Raw genomic sequence first — 19,931 nt, forward strand, 5'->3', positions numbered from 1 at the left:
TCCGCGTAGTCAAAAGCGGACCTATAAATAGATTAAAGTCTGGCTTACCACGCTGAAGGTACCAGCAGATAGCCTTTCCCCCAGATTGTTTTAATTTTTTCAGGGTTTTGGGGGTCATCACCGAACTTTTTGCGCAGCGCAGAAATGAGTACGTCAACACTGCGGTCCAGACCATCGTATTCACGGCCTTTGGTGGCTTTGAACACCGCATCCCGGGACACCACTTCACCGGCGTTGCTGGCGAGGAAATGCAGCAATAGGTATTCAGCACTGGAGACATTCACTTCCTGGTCTGCGACGATGACCTTGCGTGCCTGAGTGTCTATGCGGAGATTACCGACATTGAGCATTACTGCGCTGCTATCTGTGCCGGCGTCATTGTCCTGGGCAACGCGCATGTTGGCTTTGATACGCGCGAGTAACGCTCTAGGGCGCACGGGTTTTATCACATAATCGCTGGCACCTACCTCCAGTCCAATCACTTCGTCCATTTCTTCATCTTTTGCTGTCAGCATGATGATGGGCTTGTTGTAAAACTGGCGCAATTCGCGACATACGCTGATACCATCCTGACCCGGTAACATGATGTCCAGTAAAACCAAATCCGGTTCGTGTTGTTTGACCATACTGACAACCTGATCGCCGCGATAACAACACTCGGTAGTGTAGCCTTGATTATTCAGGTAATCAGCAACCCACTGTGCGAGTGATTCGTCATCTTCAACCAACAAAATCGTGCCGTATTGCTCCATTTGACTTCTCCTTTATTGCGCTTGCCTGGATTCAGCTGGACAAGGCGTTATTTATTTTGTTTGAATTATGTTCTTGCCTGCAATTATAAGTATGAATCACGTAAAAAGTGTAATTAAGTGTGTGTTCTTGTGTGAGAACTCCAGTTATACCAATTTGCTTAATTAAGTGATCTATTTTGAGGCGAGAAAATAGGGTCGATAACAAGGCAAAAATTTTGCTATTTAGTTATTCTAAATAAGAAATTTTTAACGCCGTTAGCGTCCTATTTGCTCCTTCAAATAGACCAGGTATTAAGTGAAATTGGTATTAAAGCAATACATTAAGCTTTTCTATCAGACCTCGACTCAAATGATGCATCATGTCGCTGGTCAGTGCGCTCACTTCTGTTTGATTACATGCGCCAGCCGTTTTTACCAAAGGCGAAATCTGTGTTTCCACCTGATAGGGCGGGATGTCGACAGCCTGATTGTATCTGGCTCGGCGTGCTTCTTCTTGGTTTTGTTCAACAATGAAGGAGATCACCGCGTGTTCGTTTGCGACCTTTTCTGTTTCTGTGAAGGTATATTGTAGCGGAATGCCCTGATATCCAGCACTGTTAATCGATGATTTGGCAAACCAAATGACATCGGAGGATGACTTGTGCGTCAGCCGCATGCTTAAAGACGCAATGATATTACTACACTGCTTACTTGGGATCGTTTGGGCGAGTTGCGCAATGTAAGGGTGGGGATCTTCAGGTTTATTGAGTACATAAACCTTGTCCTTGCCAAATGATAGATCCATTTGCTGCACAACCAGGTGGTAGTCACTGCTTTTTTGTGCGACGACTGTCAAGCCTTTGTCTTTTAGTAGTTGGATAATCTGCTTACGCAATGTGTCTGTGACGCTTACTTTACTGGTATCTATGTAAACTGTATTACCACTCTTAACTGGGTGAGCGGGCAGTTGCACAGATTTGATCCGGGCAGATTCGAGTTCAGTGCTATATGACAGCTGGTAAACGGATTTAGTTAATAGCGGCTTTTTTGGCACGTCCAGTTTGGGGGCCATTGGCGGTGTTGCAATACACCCTGTGAGTCCGGCCAAGGCAATAATTGAAAGCAAACAGCGCATGACTTATACCTCTAAACTTAGTTTTATAGATCAGCACTTAGCTGCATTAAAACACGACAAATTATTTGACACTGTCCCTCGGTCCGCATTGAAGAATTTCTATGACCAACAAGGATTGTCCGCGTGAGCAGTGCCAAACTTCATGATATTATGTGCAGCGTGTTAATGAATCGGATCATTATGAAGTCACTGCATCATCTTATTATTATTGCTTTCGCACTGTCGACTTGGGTCGCTCAGGCTAACCCAGACAGCGAACAGCTGCGCTGGGAGCAATTTGTGAACGCATATTCTAAGCAACTCAAACAAAAACTAAAAGAAAAATCGATACCGGGTGCTGCTTTGAGTATTGTTCATCAGCAGCATGGTGATCATATCGTAGGCATAGGGCAAACCAAAGTTAAAAAAGGGCGCAACGTCACGGCCAATACGCGCTTTCGGTTAGCCTCGGTATCCAAGACCTTTGCCGGCTCCCTGACTGCCAAGTTGGCAGCTCAAGGGGTTCTTAATCTCGAAGATACCGTTGCGGAGCACCTGCCTATTTTCAGTGAGAGCGCTTACGGTAAGGCCAAGTTATACCACTTACTGAGCCACTCTAGCGGTCTGGTACCCAACGCCTATGACAACCTGATAGAGTCACGCATGACGTATGACAAAATTTATCCGCGCCTGGTTGATGTTAAGCATCTTTGTAGGCCGGGTATTTGTTATGGCTATCAGAATGTTATGTTTAGTTTGATCGGCAATGTGATTGCGCAAACAACGCAACTTAGCTACGAATCCTGGCTCGAGCACTTCTTTTTTGCTCCTTTGGGTATGAAAGATGCGGGCTTAGGTCATGCGCACATGACCAGAGATGATAATTTTGCGGCGCCTCATGTGCGAGGGACTAAACGATGGCACACTGCCAGGCTGAAGCCGCACTACTATAAAGTGGCGCCAGCAGCGGGTGTGAATGCCAGTGCCGCAGATATGGCGCAATGGCTAAAGGCACAACTGGGCATATACCCGTCGGTCTTGTCGCTGGATGCGCTTACCATACAGTCACGCCCGTATACGCACACAAAGCGCGAATTGCGCAGGCGTGTGTGGCGTAATTATGTTGAACAAGCACATTATGGCCTTGGCTGGCGTATTTATAGTTTTTCAGGTGAATTAATGTATTACCACAGTGGCTGGGTGCAAGGTTATAGAGCGGATGTGGCAGTGTTACCAGAGTTGGGGATTGGTTTTAGTTTGCTGCTGAATGCAGAAAGTGGGGTCATCAATGGCCTGAGTACAGAATTCATTCGTCAGGCCATTGAATTTAGCAGAGCTGCCAGGGCACAAGCTGATGCTCAGGCAGCCAGCTAGATGCTACTGGCGAGGTAACTGGATTTTTTTATCTTCACTTTGGCGATACAAAACGACGATATGGCCGATTGTCTGAACCTTGTGGGCACCTGTTTCACGGATAATGGCTTCAAAGATAAGCTGTTTGGTTTCACGATCATTGGTCGGTACTTTGACCTTGATGAGTTCGTGGATGTCTAAACATTGCTCAATCTCTAACAGAACTCCTTCTGTCAGCCCGTTACCACCGAGCAAAACAACGGGTTTTAGGTCATGTGCTAACCCTTTTAGGTACTGCTTCTGTTTATTTGATAATGTCATATTGATACAATTTACTAATTAAGGCTTGAATTACCGCTATTCTAACGCCATCTAAAGAATATTACTAATGAGTTGCAGTTAATATGGCAAATAAAAAGCACTCAGCGAGCTCCAAACGCTGGTTAAAAGAACATGTTGAAGATCCTTATGTTCATGAGGCACAAAAGCGAGGCTATCGCTCACGTGCTGTGTTTAAGTTGGAAGAGATCCAACAAAAAGACAAATTGTTTAGACCAGGTATGCATGTTGTCGACCTGGGCGCAGCGCCAGGAAGCTGGTCTCAGTATTTGGCCGAACAGGTCGGTGAGAAGGGCGAAGTGATCGCATGTGATATTTTGCCAATGGACTCTCTGCCGGGTGTCGCCTTTTTGCAAGGTGACTTTCGCGAAGAAGCCGTACTCAATGCCTTAATGGAGCGAATTGGTGGCAAAAATATTGATGTGGTATGTTCGGATATGGCACCCAATATGAGTGGCAACAATGTGATAGATCAGGCTGGTAGCATGTACTTGGTCGAGTTGGCATTTGATATGTGCCATCAGGTTCTCAAACCGAATGGGGCGTTTGCCGTGAAGGTGTTTCAAGGCGAAGGCTTTGATCAGTTTGTGCAGGACGTGCGTAATGCCTTTAAAGTGGTTAAGATCCGCAAACCAAAAGCATCTCGTCCACGATCTCGTGAAGTATATATAGTGGCGACGGGCTACAAACTGTAGTACAGTTGAGACGCTTTTAAGACGAATTTGAATTATTTTAGATACAAGAGGTTAACCCCTTGAGCGATATGGCGAAGAACTTAATACTCTGGTTGGTGATAGCAGTCGTGCTAATGACCGTGTTTCAGAGCTTCAATGGTGGCGAACAAGCAGATCGCCAAACTAGTTACACTCAGTTTGTGAACGAAGTGCGTAGTGGTGTAGTCCGCGATGTTAACATCGACCGCACAGCTGGTACGATCACAGGGGTCAAAAATAATGGTGAACGTTTTCAAACCATTATGCCGTTGTATGATGACGACCTGATCAATGACTTACTTAAAAACGACGTAAACGTTAAAGGGGTTGCGCCGGAAGAGCAGTCTTTCCTGGCTAATATCTTCATTTCCTGGTTCCCTATGCTGTTGTTAATTGGTGTGTGGATCTTCTTTATGCGTCAGATGCAAGGTGGCGGTGGTAAAGGCGCCATGTCATTTGGTAAGAGCAAAGCTCGCCTGATGGGGGAAGACCAGGTTAAAACTACATTTGCCGACGTTGCAGGGTGCGATGAAGCAAAAGAAGACGTGACCGAACTGGTCGACTTTTTGCGTGACCCGTCTAAGTTCCAAAAGCTTGGCGGTAACATTCCTAAGGGTGTGTTGATGGTCGGTCCTCCTGGTACAGGTAAAACTTTGCTTGCCAAAGCGGTCGCTGGTGAAGCTAAAGTACCATTTTTTACCATTTCAGGTTCTGACTTCGTAGAAATGTTTGTTGGTGTTGGTGCGTCACGCGTACGAGACATGTTCGATCAGGCAAAGAAAGCTGCGCCGTGTATTATCTTTATCGATGAGATAGACGCCGTAGGCCGCAAACGTGGTGCTGGTATGGGTGGTGGTCACGATGAGCGTGAGCAAACTCTGAACCAGATGCTGGTTGAAATGGATGGTTTCGAAGGCAATGAAGGTATTATCGTTATTGCTGCGACGAACCGTCCCGATGTACTTGACCCGGCATTGCTGCGTCCTGGCCGTTTTGACCGTCAGGTTGTTGTAGGCTTACCAGACGTACGTGGTCGTGAGCAAATCCTGAATGTACATATGCGCAAAGTGCCGCTTGATGAAAACGTTGAGGCATCGGTTATTGCCCGTGGTACACCTGGTTTCTCAGGTGCTGACCTGGCTAACCTGGTTAATGAAGCTGCGCTATTTGCTGCCCGTGGTAACAAACGTAAAGTGAGCATGGCTGAATTTGACGCAGCCAAGGACAAGATCATGATGGGCGCAGAGCGTAAATCTATGGTGATGTCTGAGAAAGAAAAAGAAATGACAGCATACCACGAGGCAGGTCACGCGATTGTAGGTCGATTGGTGCCAGAGCATGATCCTGTCTACAAAGTGTCTATTATTCCGCGTGGCCGCGCATTGGGTGTAACTATGTATTTGCCTGAGCAAGACAGAGTTAGTCACTCAAAAGAGCATTTGGAGTCTATGCTATCCAGCCTGTATGGTGGCCGAATCGCAGAGGCCATTATATATGGAGATGACAAAGTAACGACGGGTGCCAGCAACGACATTGAGCGAGCCACTGATATTGCCCGTAAAATGGTTACGCAATGGGGTCTTAGTCCAAAGCTGGGTCCTCAGATGTACATGGAAGAGCAGGGCGAAATGTTTATGGGTGGCGGGTCGTCACGCATGGCAGGTGTGTCTGATGAGACTGCTAAGCTCATTGATGCTGAAATTAAGGACTTTGTAACCCGCAACTATGGCAGGGCGGAACAAATTCTGAAAGACAATATGGATATCCTTCATGCCATGAAGGATGCATTGATGAAGTATGAAACAATTGATGCAGGCCAGATTGACGACTTAATGGAAAGAAAAGAGGTGCGTCCTCCAAGAGACGCGCATGACCGTAAGCCAACCGATAATGGTAATACGGGTACTTCTGCTGGCACCGATACTGACGCTGAAAAGAGCGAAAGTGCGCCAGTATCGGGTTCTGAGCTTGATGACAAGTTATAATCTAAGTTAGAATTCAATAATTGATAAACCCCGGCATTAGCCGGGGTTTTTTTATATTTTAAGGATGACTTCTTTACCAATTCGTCTGGCTAACAGATTTTACTGGCTGAGACTTATCTTATCTCACGTTTAGCCAACGAATACTTAGAGCATAGGGAAAATGAAAGTCCGCCTAGATAATTATCAGGACTAGAACACTGTATATATGTATACAGATGGATGCTGTGAATTGGCATCTTCCAGGCCTCCTAAAGAGCCGAAATTCGACGAATTGGATTAAGTAAGCAGCCATTCATGTGGTGTCAGGTATGCTCTTCACAGCGAGCACTCACTATCTTAATGTGGCAGTTTTTTATAAAATATGCTTATATAAAAGCAATTCAACAGGCGTATTATGCTTAAGCTTAAACTTCCTCGTGGTCGTACACTTGACCTGTCTACACCCCAGATAATGGGAATTGTTAACGTAACTCCTGATTCCTTTTCAGATGGCGGCAAGTATTGTCAGTCTGACAGCGCTGTCAATCATGGTTTGACCCTTCTTCAGCAAGGCGCAAGTGTGCTCGATATTGGGGGGGAGTCAACACGTCCTGGCGCACCTGATGTCGCATTGGAACAAGAGCTTGAGCGTGTTATCCCCGTGATTGAAGGAATACGGGCTCAGTCTGACTGTGTTATTTCAGTTGACACCAGTAAAGCTGAGGTTATGTCAGCTGCGATTGAAGCGGGTGCTGATATGATCAACGATGTGCGTGCGTTGCAGGAGCCAGGTGCACTTGACGTGGCTGCACATTATGATGATGTTGCAGTGTGCCTGATGCACATGCAGGGGCAACCCAGAACGATGCAGCTCAATCCCTGCTATGAGGACCTGTTTAGAGATATCAGCGCATTTTTCGAGTCACGTATGGCTTGCTGTGTTGAAGCAGGCATAGCACGTGAACGCCTCATTATTGATCCAGGGTTTGGCTTTGGAAAAACGCTGGAACATAACTTTTCACTGTTAGGACAATTATCTTACTTTGCTGAACTACAACGTCCTATTCTTGCCGGGTTATCCCGCAAATCTATGTTTGGCAAATTACTTAATCGGGATACAGATGAACGCTTGGCTGCGAGCCTTAGTGGAGCATTGTTATGTGCTCAACAGGGCGCGCAGATTATACGTGTTCATGATGTTAAAGAAACCAATGATGTGCTGCGGGTTTGGCGCGCAGCAACGCATGGAGTAAATGAATGACAACAAGAAAATATTTTGGTACCGATGGTGTGCGGGGTATGGTTGGAGAGTTTCCGATCACACCTGAATTTGCACTTAAATTAGGCTGGGCGGCAGGTAAAGTGCTGTCAAAGTCTGGCACCAAAAAAGTAATCATAGGCAAAGATACGCGCATTTCAGGCTATCTGCTGGAAACGTCTTTGGAAGCAGGATTAATCGCTGCAGGGATTAATGTCGTGCTGCTTGGGCCAATGCCCACACCTGCCGTTGCTTACTTGACGCAAACATTTCGGGCCGAAGCGGGCATTGTGATCAGTGCGTCGCACAACCCATACCATGACAACGGGATAAAATTCTTCGGTGGTGATGGTAAGAAATTACCAGACCAGGTTGAGCTTGAAATTGAAGCTATGCTCGATGAGCCAATGACCTGTGTGGCTTCAGATAAGCTTGGTAAGGCACGACGCCTGGAAAACGCAGATGGTCGTTATATCGAATTCTGTAAAGGGCAATTCCCCAACGAACTATCACTCGAGGGGCTCAAAATCGTCTTGGATTGCGCAAACGGTGCGACTTACCACATTGCGCCGGCAGTTATGCGTGAATTAGGCGCGGAAGTGATCTGCACGGCTTGTGAGCCAAATGGAGTTAATATCAATGAAAAGTGCGGTGCAACGCACGTAGATGCTTTAAAACGCCATGTACTTGAGCATCAGGCCGATGTGGGGATCGCTTATGATGGTGATGGCGACCGCGTCATGATGGTAGATCATAACGGCCGTGTGTTTGATGGGGACGACATTGTATATATCATCGCTGCGCAAGCTCAGCGTAGTGGACACCTAAAAGGCGGTGTGGTTGGCACTGTGATGTCCAATATGGGGTTGGAAAATGCGCTGAAAGAGAGAGACATTCCGTTTGAACGCAGTAAAGTGGGCGACCGTTATGTGCTGAGTAAGCTTCAGGAGCATGGCTGGACGATTGGCGGTGAAAGCTCAGGTCACGTCTTGAATCTTGAGCTCATCCCAACAGGCGACGGTATTGTATCAAGCTTACAGGTACTGGCTGCAATGGTTGCTCAAAACCAGACGCTGAAAGATTTAGGCGCCGGATTTGTCAAATATCCGATGAAAATGATCAATGTGCGTTATGTCAAAGGTACAGATCCCGTATCAACGGATGTGGTTCAACAAGCGGTGAAAGAGGTTGAAGCCGAGTTGGGTGATAAAGGTCGGGTCTTGTTAAGAAAGTCAGGCACTGAGCCTGTTGTTCGCGTTATGGTTGAAGCTGAACAGGAAAAGCAAGTTATTGACTTTGCCACCAAAATTGCTCAAGTCGTTGAATCTGTGAGCAACTAAACCAAAATCCACAATTTTTTCTTGTAACTTAGGGTGAGTGACGTTAGTATCTCACCCGCTTTCTGATGCGGAGTAATACATGGGACAGAGAAAGCCAATCGTCGCAGGCAACTGGAAAATGAACGGCTCACTAGAGCTGATAAAAGAAATTGCAGCGGTGAGTGCGCAAGTCGCAGAGCAACAGTGTGAGGTATTAGTTTTTCCTCCTGCGGTGTTACTGTCTGAGGCAATATCAGCAGGTTTAAAATGTGGCACACAGACTGTGTCAGAATTTGATGCTGGTGCCTATACAGGTGAAATACAAGCTTCTTTAGTGAAAGCCCTTGGTGCAAATTACACCTTAGTTGGCCACTCTGAAAGACGCAGTATTTACGGCGAATCTAATGAAGATGTCGCAAACAAATTTGCTCAAGCGCAGCAAAGTGGTTTGACACCTATTCTGTGTATTGGTGAAACCCAAGAACAAAGAACAGATGGCAAGACAGAAGAAGTTGTTAAACAACAGCTTGAATCTGTCATTGAAAAATTAGGCATAGCATCACTGGTAAATTCTGTGATAGCATACGAGCCTGTTTGGGCCATCGGTACTGGTTTAACAGCCACACCAGAGCAAGCTCAGGCAACGCACAAGTATATTCGCGATTTGTTACGTAGTTATGATGAACAGGTTGCAGATGCACTGCGCATATTATATGGCGGCAGTGTGAATGAAAGTAATAGTGAATTATTGTTCGCACAAGCAGATATTGACGGCGGCCTGATAGGCGGAGCGAGTCTCAAACCTGAAAGCTTTAGTGCTATCTGTGAAAGTGCAAAGGGATAAGTAAATGTACGAGATTCTTTTGGTTATTTATTTGGTGGTCTCGCTGGCTTTGATCGGCATGATCTTAATTCAGCAAGGCAAAGGCGCCGACATGGGGTCATCTTTCGGTGCTGGAGCGTCAGCAACCGTGTTTGGTTCATCAGGTGCTGGTAACTTTATGACCAAAACAACAACAGTTCTTGCGACGGTATTTTTCGTCCTGAGTATTGTTTTGGGTAGTCTGACTGCCAGCCAAATTAAACAGGCAGATCAGTGGGAAAACCTTGAAGCACCAGCTTCTACAGTAGTGCCTGCTAGTCAAGATGTACCAGCGTCAGAAGAGTCTCAAAACAACTCAGACGTCCCAAACTAAAAACTTCTTAGCGAACGTGGTGGAATTGGTAGACACGCCATCTTGAGGGGGTGGTGAGCATAGCTCGTGGGGGTTCAAGTCCCCCCGTTCGCACCAAACTCAGAGCCAGCGATGCACTGGCTCTCTCATCAGATATGAGATAAGTCGTCACTAAGCGACAATGCATTACACCGAATTGCGAATGTGGTGGAATTGGTAGACACGCCATCTTGAGGGGGTGGTGAGCATAGCTCGTGGGGGTTCAAGTCCCCCCATTCGCACCAATCGGTTATCTAGACTCCTTTCTTATTTTCAAAAACGCCCGAATTTAAACTACTTAAGTGCGTTATTCCGCTTACATAGGTTACAATAAAAGAAATTAGTTTGTGTTTCTTTCTATGCATTTTCCTGCTCATTTTATTTCCAAAGTTTTCCATGGCGTTAGATCAATCGACGTATGCCCACAAGGAATAAGGGTACTTAAGGCGGACGGTGAAAAGCTGATTGCCTGGGCACAGCAACATCAGCCTCCTGCCATTTCGGTGGATTGGTTAGGCGCACGCCTACTGTGTCATGAGCAGGATCAGGTACTGGCTATTCGGGTAAAACATCAACCCGACCCACACTTACAATCTCAGCTTGAAACCTTCTGGTTAAACACGCATAAAGCACGCCTGCTTTCGTCGGTTGCGGCTGTGGAGCGGCTACTGCAGCATCGATATTTGTCTGTACGTTATTGGGCTACAACTCGCTCTGTTATAACTGAGTTGGCAAAGTACTGGAGCGGCTGGCAAAACCAGCCAGACATGAATGAGGTACTGCGGCAGGCCCAATACACGGTGGCTGAGCTGCACTGCTGGCATGAGGAAGATCTGGCTCAATTCAGAGAAGCCTTTATTCAGGCCCAGTTACGTCGTTATGAGGGCTTTTTCGATACGGTGTGTACGCAGCCCTTGACCCAGGCACAGCGTCGAGCATGCGTGGTACAGGATGAGCGCCAGCTATTGCTTGCAGGGGCGGGAACCGGAAAAACCAGTGTCATGGTAGCCAAAGCCGCTTATTTGCTTCACACCCAACAAGCCCGGACTGAGCAGATACTTATGCTTGCATATGGAAAGGAAGCGGCTGTTGAGATGCAGCAACGGCTGACGCACAGCAAGGTTGCGGTGGAGTGCGCAACCTTTCATAGCCTTGGGCTGGAGATCATCGCTCAAGTTGAAGGTAACAAACCGACCTTGTCTGCGTTGTGTCAGAGTGACGCAGCCAGAGAGCAGTTTATTGCCGAAACGCTGGCATCTTTGTGTCAGGAGCCCCATTATCAGCGTGATTTACAGGCGTTGCTGAAAAGTCAGTTTTCAGCAACTGAAAACAGCCAAAAACTCGACCTGACCTCCCGAGCGGCAACGAAATTGATCCGGCAATTTTCGGAGGCGCTGAGCTTTTACAAGCAGGCCTTGTTTTTGGGCAAAACGCAGTCATTGAGTCATGAGTTTTCCCTATGGACGAACTGCTTCCGGCCTGTTCTTACTGACTATCAGCTCTATTTGCAAAAAGAGCAATGTATTGACTTTGATGACATGATCACGCGTGCCATCGAATATGTGCGTAGTGGCAAGTTTCACAGTCCCTGGCATTACATTCTGGTTGATGAATTTCAGGATATTTCTCCGCTTCGGGCCGAGTTGCTCAAAGCGCTGCTGGTGCGCAACAGTAAGAGCGATTTGTTTGCCGTCGGAGACGACTGGCAGGCGATATATCGTTTTAGTGGTGGAGATATCTCTATGACGACCCACTTTTCGGAGCACTTTGGAGAGGCAACGATCCAACAGCTCGATATGACATTTCGTTATCCACAACAGCTACTGGACATTGCTAGCGAATTTGTATGTCAAAACCCTGGTCAATTGATTAAACGGGTTAATTCGAGCCAAGTGGCCAGTTGCCCCGTGTTGATTACGTACCCGGAGGAGGAGGAGGCGCTAAGCAAAGCAATCGATGGGTTTATGAGCCTGACGGCTGAGCCTTGCTCAGTCTTGTTATTGGCACGTAATCACAAATATTTGCCATCAGCAGAAGTGTTGGCCAAACTTGCTCAGCGATTTCCTCGCGCGCGTATTACCGCGCTGACTTTTCACGGCGCTAAGGGTAAAGAGGCTGATTTTAGCATTTTATTGGGTTTGCATAGCAACAGCGTGCCCGCCAGGCAGCAAAGTGCGGCGATCATAGAGGCGTTATTACCTGCGCGGGAGTCGTATCCAGATGCGGAGGAGCGGCGATTGTTCTATGTTGCGCTTACCCGTGCCCGTCGGCAAGTTTGTTTGCTGGTGCCTGACGAACCCAGCCCGTTTATCGAGCAGACCCTGGCACTAGTGAACTGACCCTTTAACTGGTAATTCTTTTATCCTGACGACAAATAAATTTTGTTGTACTTTGGGGCCATAGCTTTTCATAATCCGCGCTTTGAATTTCAAGCGAGCACAGAGCACCCAATGCGTGGATGGATTATATACAAAGACTCGGCAAACCTTTTAAAGCCAGAAACATACGAAATTAAACGCCTACTGGAAGTTGCCCAGGAGGAGAACATAGATCTGCAGGTGTTTTCTCCTGATCAGTTTGACTTGCTGGTATCTCGTGAAGACGATCAAAGTGTTTTGATCGATGGCGAGCCGGTATCGCTGCCCGATTTTGTGTTACCTCGTATGGGAGCTGGAACAACGTATTTTGCACTGGCGATTATTCGTCACCTTGAGCGGCTCGGCGTGCACTGTTTTAACAGCTCAGAAGCAACTGAAACAGTAAAAGACAAATTGTTTGCACAGCAGATCCTGGCACAGCAAAATTTACCCACGCCAAAAACCATGCTGGTGAAGTTTCCGGTTAATATTGATCTGGTTGAAAAGCAGATTGGATTCCCGGTGGTGGTAAAAACGCTGTCTGGCTCACAGGGCAGTGGGGTCTTTTTGTCAAAAACGCGCAGTGAGTTTGACGACTTAATGCAGTTAATTGAAGCGACCAGCCCGAAAGCAAACATTATTCTGCAAAAGTTCATTAAGTCGAGTCACGGTAGGGATTTACGTGTATTGACGATTGGTGGGCGTGTGGTTGCTTGTATGGAGCGAAATTCAGGCGGCGCAAACTTCAAAGCGAATGTGAGTGCGGGCGCGAAAGGCCTGTCGCATCCAATCACCCCCGAGATAGAATGGCTAGCAACGCAAACGGCGAATATTCTTAATCTGGATATGGCGGGGATCGATCTGTTGTTTGATGAAGAACACTTTAAGATCTGCGAAGCGAATTCGAGCCCAGGTTTCGAAGGCTTAGAAGCTGCGGTTGATGTTGATGTGGCGCGGGAGATACTGCACTTTATCCGAATTCGTTTGGGGATATTCGACAAGAAAAAGCCAAAGGTCTCAGAAGCCAAAAAGCAGGTGGCTAAGCCACAGCCTACCAGCGCTTAACTTGTCAGCACGGCTTAGAGCCCAAGTGATACCAGCAACCATTGCTGGCTGGTATCATAGCTTATTGATTTCTTTAGCAACCTGATAGCCATCATCGGTGATGATCTGCTCAAGCGTTGCTACACGGGCTTTGAGTTGCTGAATTTCATCCTGCATTGCCTGTTTTTCGGCTTGACTCATTCCGTCGAGCTTTTTCATTTCGAGGCGCTTAGCAAAGATATCGCGGATAACGCCAAAACCCACTGCCACTAAGACAATTAAAAAAACCATAGTTGTGCCGGACATATCTGTGACTCCCTTTCTCACTTTGATAGTCCTAGGTTAGCAAATTATCGAACAGAGGTCTTGATTGGATCTGTTTCAAGATGTGATTTAGCCAGTGGGCGTAGCTTTGCCCACTGAGCAAATGATGGACGTTATTCGTAAGACAGTGGGTCACTGGCCTGATTTAATGTAAAGGCTTCCAGGCGCTCCTGGCAGGCTCCACACTTACCACAGGCCTTCTCACGACCATTGTAGCAGGTCCAGGTTTTACTGTAGTCGAGCCCCATTTTCAGGCCGTCTGTGAGGATCTCAATCTTGCTGTTGTTCAGGTATGGGCAAACAATTTCAATTTCTTCATAATTTGCGATGCGGCAGACGTCGTCCATTTTTTTCACAAACTCAGGGCGACAGTCCGGATAGATTGCATGGTCGCCTGAATGGGCACCGTAAAAGACTTTACTGGCCTTGAGCGAAACCGCATAGCCAACCGCCAGAGACAGCAAGATCATGTTGCGGTTTGGCACCACAGTGCTTTTCATGCTTTCTTCTTCGTAATGGCCTTCAGGTACTTCAATGTCATCAGTTAGTGATGAACCACCGATCAGCTGATTGATAGCGGAAATGTCGACGATTTTATGAGCCACACCGAGTTCGTCGCAGGCTTGACGTGCAACTTCGAGCTCTTTTACATGACGCTGGCCATAATTAAAAGACAGTGCATAGACCTCATAGCCTGATTTAAGTGCCTTGTTCAGGACTGTATATGAATCCATGCCACCGGAATAAATAACAACGACTTTTTCGCTCATAGGTTTGCCTCGTTTGTGTGCTCGAATACTCACTGACATTGCTCGCGATTTTAATAGAGGTTTATGTCAGGGCGCGATATACTACACGGCCGCTGAAAAAATGACAATCCGACGGGTCAGATAATGCCTGTTTTTCAGCGTTATGGTTTTTGCCAGAGTAAAATGTAAACGTTATTAAGTCGTCATGTGTCCGGTTTGAATCCGGTATGTAAAGTGAGTTCGGAGCTGTTTTGTACAAGATAAATGAAGTGTTTGAAACCATCCAGGGTGAAGCCAGCCACACTGGTGTGCCTTCCATTTTTGTGCGCTTACAGGGATGCCCTGTAGGTTGCGCCTGGTGTGATACCAAGCAGACCTGGGAGGTTGACCCCGTTTATCTTGTAAGCTTGGATCAAACGGTAGAGAAAAAAGCGGATTCAGACTTTTGGGCCAATGCCACACCTGAGCAACTACTGGCCTTGTTTGAAGCGCGCGGCTATACCGCAAAACATGTAGTAATCACCGGGGGCGAGCCTTGTATGTATGATCTCAACCCGTTGTGCGACAAGCTTCATGCTAAGGGATATCAAACTCAGGTAGAAACCAGCGGTACTTTTGAAATTCTGGTGCCAGCGCAAACCTGGGTAACGGTATCTCCGAAAATCAATATGCGCGGCGGCTACAAAGTCCTGGCAAGTGCGATGCAAAGAGCGGATGAGATTAAACACCCGGTCGCAATGGAGAAGCACGTAGAAGAGCTGGAAGCCTTGTTCGAAGAGACCGGGGTTCAGCCTAAGCTGGTATACCTGCAACCTATCAGTCAAAAGGCGAAGGCGACTAAGCTGGCCATTGATACATGTAAACGGAAAAACTGGCGCTTGTCTGTGCAGGTCCATAAATATATTGGCATCAGTTAATCGGGTGTCGTGTTAGCCAGCGGTTTGACTTTTAACCAGATCTCCAGCGCAATCATACGTTTTGCAGGGTCTTTGTTATGGTCGTTATCAACTGGTCGGTCGTAATGCTCAATGAGCGGGGCATCGTCCGGCTCAAACCCGCTGTTCGGTAACCAGGCTGCGTAGAGGGCCAGCTGAAAAGGCAGCAGGTTACTCACTAAGTCATGGTAGCGAAAAACCGCATACTGACCCGCAGCTAACGCACTTAGTCTGAAAGGGCTTTTAACTTTGTCTTTTAATCCCGAGGGGATCACCAACGCACCGTCATATCTGGCTTTATCCAGCGGGGTAAAGAGGGGGTTGTCATGACCAAATCCGAACTTAGTAATGCTGTGCGAGTTAAGACCATGCACTTGGGCCCATTGATTTAGTTGCTCCCAGCATTGCCAGATCCCATCAAGGTGATAGCCTTGCGGCGCCCTGAGGGTGCATAAGTCCATTGCATCAATCTTCATGATCCGGCTGGCCGTGGGTGATATGTCAGGCTGCTTCGCAGACATCTTTTCGGCTTGCAGTCGCATCAGTAATTCAACGTTCATCTTCTGAACTTCAAGGCGCTCTGCCAGCTGCTTTTTAAGGCGCTCTGTTTTTCTAATGCTGATTGGTGTAATGCCATAGTGTTCTTTGAAAGAGCGCGTGAAGTTGGCGCTACTTGAATAGCCGCAGTCCAGTGCAATGTCAGTTACGCTTATTTCGGGGTGAAAGAACAGTAAAGAAGCGGCGCGTTCCAGCCTTACCCGATTACTGTATTGGGTCAGGGATTCACCCATCAGGGCAGAAAAAATGCGTTGTAAATGGCACTTAGAAAAGTGGCTGAGTCGCGCGGCTTTTTCCAGACTAACAGGCTGATCCGGGTGGCTGTGAATATAAGCAACCACAGGTTTCAAGCGCTGATAATATAAGTCCCGATGCTTTTCCTGCCGGTCAGTTTTTTGCACTGATAATCTCCAGTTTGTTTGAGGTTGCTTGTTTGTAGTGAAACCAACACAGGCAACAGGTCGCCAGCGCGGTGATGATATCGGCGCTGACTATCGCGATAAAGATCCCGTTCAGGTCAAACCACAGTGGCAGTACAAAAAGCAACGGCGTAAACACAAATATGATCCTGAATGCACTATAAAAACTAGCTCGGCGAGGGTCGCCAATAGACTGATAAAAGCCGCTGGCAACCAACATCAAGGCGACAAGTGGCAGCCCCCACAGTGCGGAGTGTATCATTTCCTGACCCTGATATATCAGTAATGACTGGTTGGTAAACCAGGCCATGACATTTGGGGCAAACAAAGCAAGCTGGATTGTCACGAGTGTGGCATACAGCATCATTGAAATGAGCGCGATTTCAATTGATTTACGCACCCGTTCTGCTTTTTGTGCTGCAAGGTTAAAGGCACATAAGGTTTGAAAGGTGACCAGCATGGCAACCATGGGCAGAGTAGCAAAGGTCAGCACCCGACTTAGCATACCATAAGTGATAACCCAGGTTTCTCCTGCGGTTTGCATGAGCTGAAGATTCATGATGGCCGTTTGCCAGCCCAGACAGAGGTGTGTGATCAACACCGGTGCCCCTGTCGACAAAATAGGGAGCCAGGCTTTATGATCAATTGCAAAATAAATGGGGGTAAACCTGCCGGGTCTCGATAGCAGGTATAAGGCCAATAGCAAGGCGGTAGCCTGTGATATCACTGTGGCCGAAGCCGCGCCGGTAACACCCCATTCAAATACTGCAATAAACACGTAATCCAGCACAATATTGAGTCCGGAGGCCGTTAACATGATCAGCATGAGCTTGTGCGGTTGTCCTTCAGCACGAAAAATATCTCCCAGTACAGGCAAAATTATCGCAACAAAACTACATAGCATAATGGGATAAAGATAAGCGAAAGCGTCGGCTTTGAATACCGGATCGACGCTGAGCCAGTTTAGTATCTCAAGTGGATAGAGCCAGCCTAATACCAGGAGGATTGCGCTGAGTAGCATTGCTATCTGCAAGGTATGGCCAATTATCAATCCGGCTTTTGCTCGTTGTCTGGCGCCCAGCAGACGGGTAACCATAGTTGACATGCCGGCAGAGAGCATAGCAGCCAGCGCTGCAATCCCCATTTGAACAGGGAATACCATGGCAACTGCGCCCAACGCCTGCTCCCCCACAAAGTGGCTGATAAACAGACCATCTATCAGGTTGTACAGGCCGATAACCAGCATACCGATGCATATTGGAAAAAAGTGTTTCAAAAACAAGATGGCGACCGGCTCGGTCGCGAGGTGCTCTGAGTTACTGGAAGAGCGATTTGGATCAACAGACATCCATCATTACCTGACATTGATTTAATGTCTGGCTAGTCTATGTCGCTCATTCTATGAAAAATATTCAAATCTTGCGCACTTGAGTAAGCGAAGGCTTATCAGTTAATAACACTCTGAGCTGCCCATTTCGATGATGCGATCGGTTTCACCACTATTTTTAAACAGATACAGGCCTTTATTAAGGTCATTCAGGACGCTACGCCAGTTCGGTTTGGCTTTACTGAGTGCAAAATACAGATTGTTGTATCTCAAAGCTGGCTCCACATTTTCCAGCCCGCGCAACAAGGTGACCTTTTCAGATTTAGTCAAATCTGAATAACTTACGGTAAAGCGCAGCACTTTGGGGTCGCCAATAATCAGGTCAACGCGCTTGCCTACCAGTAGCTTAACAAGTTGTAAATCGTCGACGGCTTCGACAATGATGAATTCGTTGTTGTCCATCATGGCGTCAAACTCGGGGGTGTTCTGATAGCCCCGTACCACTCCTATGGTTGCGCCTTTGAGTGCATTAAGGTTGCCCTCGAAGCTGTCTGACTCACCACGGCGTTTTAGCAAGGTAATTTCACCACCTGGGTATGCATTAGACAGTGCCAGTAATTCACGGCGCGTTTTGCCGGGGTAGTTATCAGAGGGAGACGCATCTTCGATAAAGTACTCAGGAAAGAGGATGTCTGCCCGGCCGGATTCAACGGCTTTGACAGCGCGGGCCCAGGGCAGGAATTCGACATAAACAGGGTAGTCCTGATCCGCCAGCAACGAGATTGTAAATTGAAATACCCAGCCTTTATTACATAGCTGGTCGCCAATATAAGGCGGCCAGTCCAGTGTTACCAGATGCAATAACGGTTTATCCCCACTTTTGTTGTACAGGTAGCCATTTTTATATTGTTCACCCTGGACCATAAGGTACTTACCTTGTTTAAAGTAGCCGACATTCAGGCTCGCAAAGGCAGTCACAGAGAGGCTGCACATTAACAGCAACAATAGCCGGGTGAGTATTTTCATAACCTATTTCCTGGTGCGCACAATTGAGATAAAAACGTTTAAAAATAAAACGATGAGCTTGCTTTTAGGCTACATCGATTATCCATTAAGTCTAGACATTATCACGCTAAAAGGAAGGACAGAAGACAATAAGGCCAGCATTTAGCTGGCCTTATTATAGACAATTAGTCTAACGAGCGTGGTGTATTCAGATTACTGAACCAACTCCTGATCGGTGAACTCATCAGCAAATAATGGGCTCGACAAGTAACGCTCTGTTGCACTTGGTAGAATAACGACGATGTTCTTGTCTGCATTTTCAGGCTTCTCTGCAAGACGCTTAGCAGCAACCACCGCAGCACCAGAAGAAATACCGACTAAGATACCTTCGTCTTTCATTAGCTGATGTGCCATTGCAATCGCATCTTCGTTTGATACTTGCTCTGTGCCATCAAGCAGCTCAAGATCCAGGTTGCCAGGAATGAAACCAGCGCCGATACCCTGAATTTTGTGTGGACCAGGCTTCAACTCTTCACCAGCCAGAGCTTGAGAAATAACGGCTGAATCAACAGGCTCTACTGCAATTGACTTAACAGCCAGGCCTTTCTCTTTCTTCAGGTAACGAGTTACACCAGAAATTGTGCCGCCTGTGCCAACACCGGCTACGAAGTAATCGATTGCACCGTCCATCGCTTCAAAAATTTCAGGACCTGTGGTCTCTTCATGAATTTTCGGGTTAGCCGGGTTCTCGAACTGTTGTAGCAGTACGTACTTTTCAGGGTCGCCAGCCAGGATTTCATTGGCTTTCTCGATGGCGCCTTTCATACCTTTGGCACCTTCAGTTAGTACCAGGTTTGCACCTAGCGCTTTTAGTAGCTTACGGCGCTCAAGACTCATGGTATTTGGCATGGTCAGGGTAAGCTTATAACCACGGGATGCGGCAACGAAAGCCAGTGCAATACCTGTGTTACCAGAAGTTGGCTCGATCAGCTCTTTGCCTTCGCTTAGCAAACCGGCTTTCTCGGCTTCCCAAATCATCGAGGCACCAATACGGCACTTTACGCTGAAGCTCGGGTTACGAGATTCAATTTTGGCAAAAACATTGCCACCTGTTACGCGATTAAGTTTAACAATCGGGGTGTTGCCAATTGCCAGGCTGTTATCTGCAAAAACGTTCGACATAATTTTCCCTTCAATGAGCTAAGGAT

Annotated in this window: 19 protein-coding genes and 2 tRNA genes; 12 read left to right on the plus strand and 9 right to left on the minus strand. The window is 47.1% G+C overall.

From position 1 onward, the window contains the following. Window positions 1-44: 44 nt before the first annotated feature. Window positions 45-752, minus strand: a complete 708-nt coding sequence (locus MHN31_RS17205; protein ID WP_194866716.1) for a response regulator transcription factor — start codon at window positions 750-752, stop codon at window positions 45-47. A 307-nt stretch (window positions 753-1,059) separates the two neighbouring features. Beyond that, the gene (locus MHN31_RS17210; RefSeq protein WP_138537856.1) at window positions 1,060-1,866 is read right to left on the minus strand and encodes a hypothetical protein; all 807 of its coding nucleotides are present in this window, start codon (window positions 1,864-1,866) and stop codon (window positions 1,060-1,062) included. A gap of 180 nt (window positions 1,867-2,046) precedes the next feature. Here MHN31_RS17210 and MHN31_RS17215 point away from each other — a divergent pair, with 180 nt between their 5' ends. Next, window positions 2,047-3,219 (plus strand): serine hydrolase domain-containing protein, encoded by a 1,173-nt coding sequence (locus MHN31_RS17215; RefSeq protein WP_239444918.1) that lies wholly within the window; start codon window positions 2,047-2,049, stop codon window positions 3,217-3,219. A 3-nt stretch (window positions 3,220-3,222) separates the two neighbouring features. Here MHN31_RS17215 and yhbY read toward each other — a convergent pair whose 3' ends face one another. Next, a complete protein-coding gene (yhbY, locus tag MHN31_RS17220) occupies window positions 3,223-3,519 on the minus strand; it encodes a ribosome assembly RNA-binding protein YhbY (protein WP_010385908.1) in 297 nt (98 codons plus the stop codon). 83 nt (window positions 3,520-3,602) lie between these two features. Here yhbY and rlmE point away from each other — a divergent pair, with 83 nt between their 5' ends. From rlmE to MHN31_RS17270, 10 genes are all read left to right on the plus strand, one after another. Next, window positions 3,603-4,232 carry a 23S rRNA (uridine(2552)-2'-O)-methyltransferase RlmE gene (gene rlmE, locus MHN31_RS17225; RefSeq protein WP_010385909.1) on the plus strand — a complete coding sequence of 210 codons (630 nt, stop codon included), beginning with the start codon at window positions 3,603-3,605 and terminating at the stop codon, window positions 4,230-4,232. Window positions 4,233-4,300: 68 nt separating this feature from the next. After that, window positions 4,301-6,235 carry an ATP-dependent zinc metalloprotease FtsH gene (gene ftsH / locus MHN31_RS17230; RefSeq protein ID WP_239444889.1) on the plus strand — a complete coding sequence of 645 codons (1,935 nt, stop codon included), beginning with the start codon at window positions 4,301-4,303 and terminating at the stop codon, window positions 6,233-6,235. A 394-nt stretch (window positions 6,236-6,629) separates the two neighbouring features. Next, window positions 6,630-7,475 carry a dihydropteroate synthase gene (folP, locus tag MHN31_RS17235; RefSeq protein WP_194866714.1) on the plus strand — a complete coding sequence of 282 codons (846 nt, stop codon included), beginning with the start codon at window positions 6,630-6,632 and terminating at the stop codon, window positions 7,473-7,475. Beyond that, on the plus strand, window positions 7,472-8,812 hold the full coding sequence (glmM, locus tag MHN31_RS17240; RefSeq protein WP_125563294.1) for a phosphoglucosamine mutase: 1,341 nt from the start codon (window positions 7,472-7,474) through the stop codon (window positions 8,810-8,812). The genes folP and glmM overlap by 4 nt, the downstream gene beginning before the upstream one ends. Window positions 8,813-8,891: 79 nt before the next feature. Next, window positions 8,892-9,635 (plus strand): triose-phosphate isomerase, encoded by a 744-nt coding sequence (gene tpiA, locus MHN31_RS17245; RefSeq protein WP_125563292.1) that lies wholly within the window; start codon window positions 8,892-8,894, stop codon window positions 9,633-9,635. Between the two features lie 4 nt (window positions 9,636-9,639). Beyond that, on the plus strand, window positions 9,640-9,987 hold the full coding sequence (gene secG, locus MHN31_RS17250) for a preprotein translocase subunit SecG (RefSeq protein ID WP_125563290.1): 348 nt from the start codon (window positions 9,640-9,642) through the stop codon (window positions 9,985-9,987). A 10-nt stretch (window positions 9,988-9,997) separates the two neighbouring features. Then, window positions 9,998-10,083, plus strand: a tRNA-Leu gene (locus MHN31_RS17255). Between the two features lie 81 nt (window positions 10,084-10,164). Beyond that, window positions 10,165-10,250 (plus strand) — tRNA-Leu (locus MHN31_RS17260). 102 nt (window positions 10,251-10,352) lie between these two features. Then, complete coding sequence (locus MHN31_RS17265) at window positions 10,353-12,344, plus strand: UvrD-helicase domain-containing protein (protein ID WP_239444890.1); 1,992 nt, start codon at window positions 10,353-10,355, stop codon at window positions 12,342-12,344. A 111-nt stretch (window positions 12,345-12,455) separates the two neighbouring features. Further along, window positions 12,456-13,427 (plus strand): RimK family alpha-L-glutamate ligase, encoded by a 972-nt coding sequence (locus MHN31_RS17270; protein WP_125563285.1) that lies wholly within the window; start codon window positions 12,456-12,458, stop codon window positions 13,425-13,427. 54 nt (window positions 13,428-13,481) lie between these two features. Here the strand turns inward: MHN31_RS17270 and MHN31_RS17275 are convergent, their stop codons facing one another. Both MHN31_RS17275 and queC read right to left on the minus strand, forming a co-directional pair. Next, window positions 13,482-13,712, minus strand: coding sequence for a hypothetical protein (locus tag MHN31_RS17275; RefSeq protein ID WP_125563283.1), 231 nt, complete (start codon window positions 13,710-13,712; stop codon window positions 13,482-13,484). 131 nt (window positions 13,713-13,843) lie between these two features. After that, window positions 13,844-14,500: a 7-cyano-7-deazaguanine synthase QueC gene (gene queC / locus MHN31_RS17280; protein ID WP_125563281.1), complete on the minus strand. Its 657-nt coding sequence runs from the start codon at window positions 14,498-14,500 to the stop codon at window positions 13,844-13,846. 230 nt (window positions 14,501-14,730) lie between these two features. Between queC and queE the strand changes: the two genes are divergently transcribed. Continuing rightward, complete coding sequence (queE, locus tag MHN31_RS17285) at window positions 14,731-15,396, plus strand: 7-carboxy-7-deazaguanine synthase QueE (protein ID WP_138537862.1); 666 nt, start codon at window positions 14,731-14,733, stop codon at window positions 15,394-15,396. Here the strand turns inward: queE and MHN31_RS17290 are convergent. The 4 genes from MHN31_RS17290 to cysK all read right to left on the minus strand — a co-directional run bounded on the left by MHN31_RS17290 (window position 15,393) and on the right by cysK (window position 19,905). Continuing rightward, entirely contained in the window at window positions 15,393-16,373 is a 981-nt protein-coding gene (locus MHN31_RS17290) for a helix-turn-helix domain-containing protein (protein WP_239444891.1), read from the minus strand. The two genes, queE and MHN31_RS17290, sit on opposite strands and share 4 nt — an antisense overlap. Then, complete coding sequence (locus MHN31_RS17295; RefSeq protein ID WP_239444892.1) at window positions 16,360-17,739, minus strand: MATE family efflux transporter; 1,380 nt, start codon at window positions 17,737-17,739, stop codon at window positions 16,360-16,362. Before MHN31_RS17295 ends, MHN31_RS17290 begins: the two co-directional genes overlap by 14 nt. A 102-nt stretch (window positions 17,740-17,841) precedes the next feature. Beyond that, a complete protein-coding gene (locus MHN31_RS17300; RefSeq protein WP_228553095.1) occupies window positions 17,842-18,744 on the minus strand; it encodes a transporter substrate-binding domain-containing protein in 903 nt (300 codons plus the stop codon). Window positions 18,745-18,936: 192 nt separating this feature from the next. Then, window positions 18,937-19,905: a cysteine synthase A gene (gene cysK / locus MHN31_RS17305; RefSeq protein WP_125563273.1), complete on the minus strand. Its 969-nt coding sequence runs from the start codon at window positions 19,903-19,905 to the stop codon at window positions 18,937-18,939. Between the last annotated feature and the right edge of the window lie 26 nt (window positions 19,906-19,931).

It is taken from the genome of Pseudoalteromonas sp. McH1-42, from assembly GCF_022347845.1.
GTDB lineage: Bacteria > Pseudomonadota > Gammaproteobacteria > Enterobacterales > Alteromonadaceae > Pseudoalteromonas > Pseudoalteromonas rubra_D.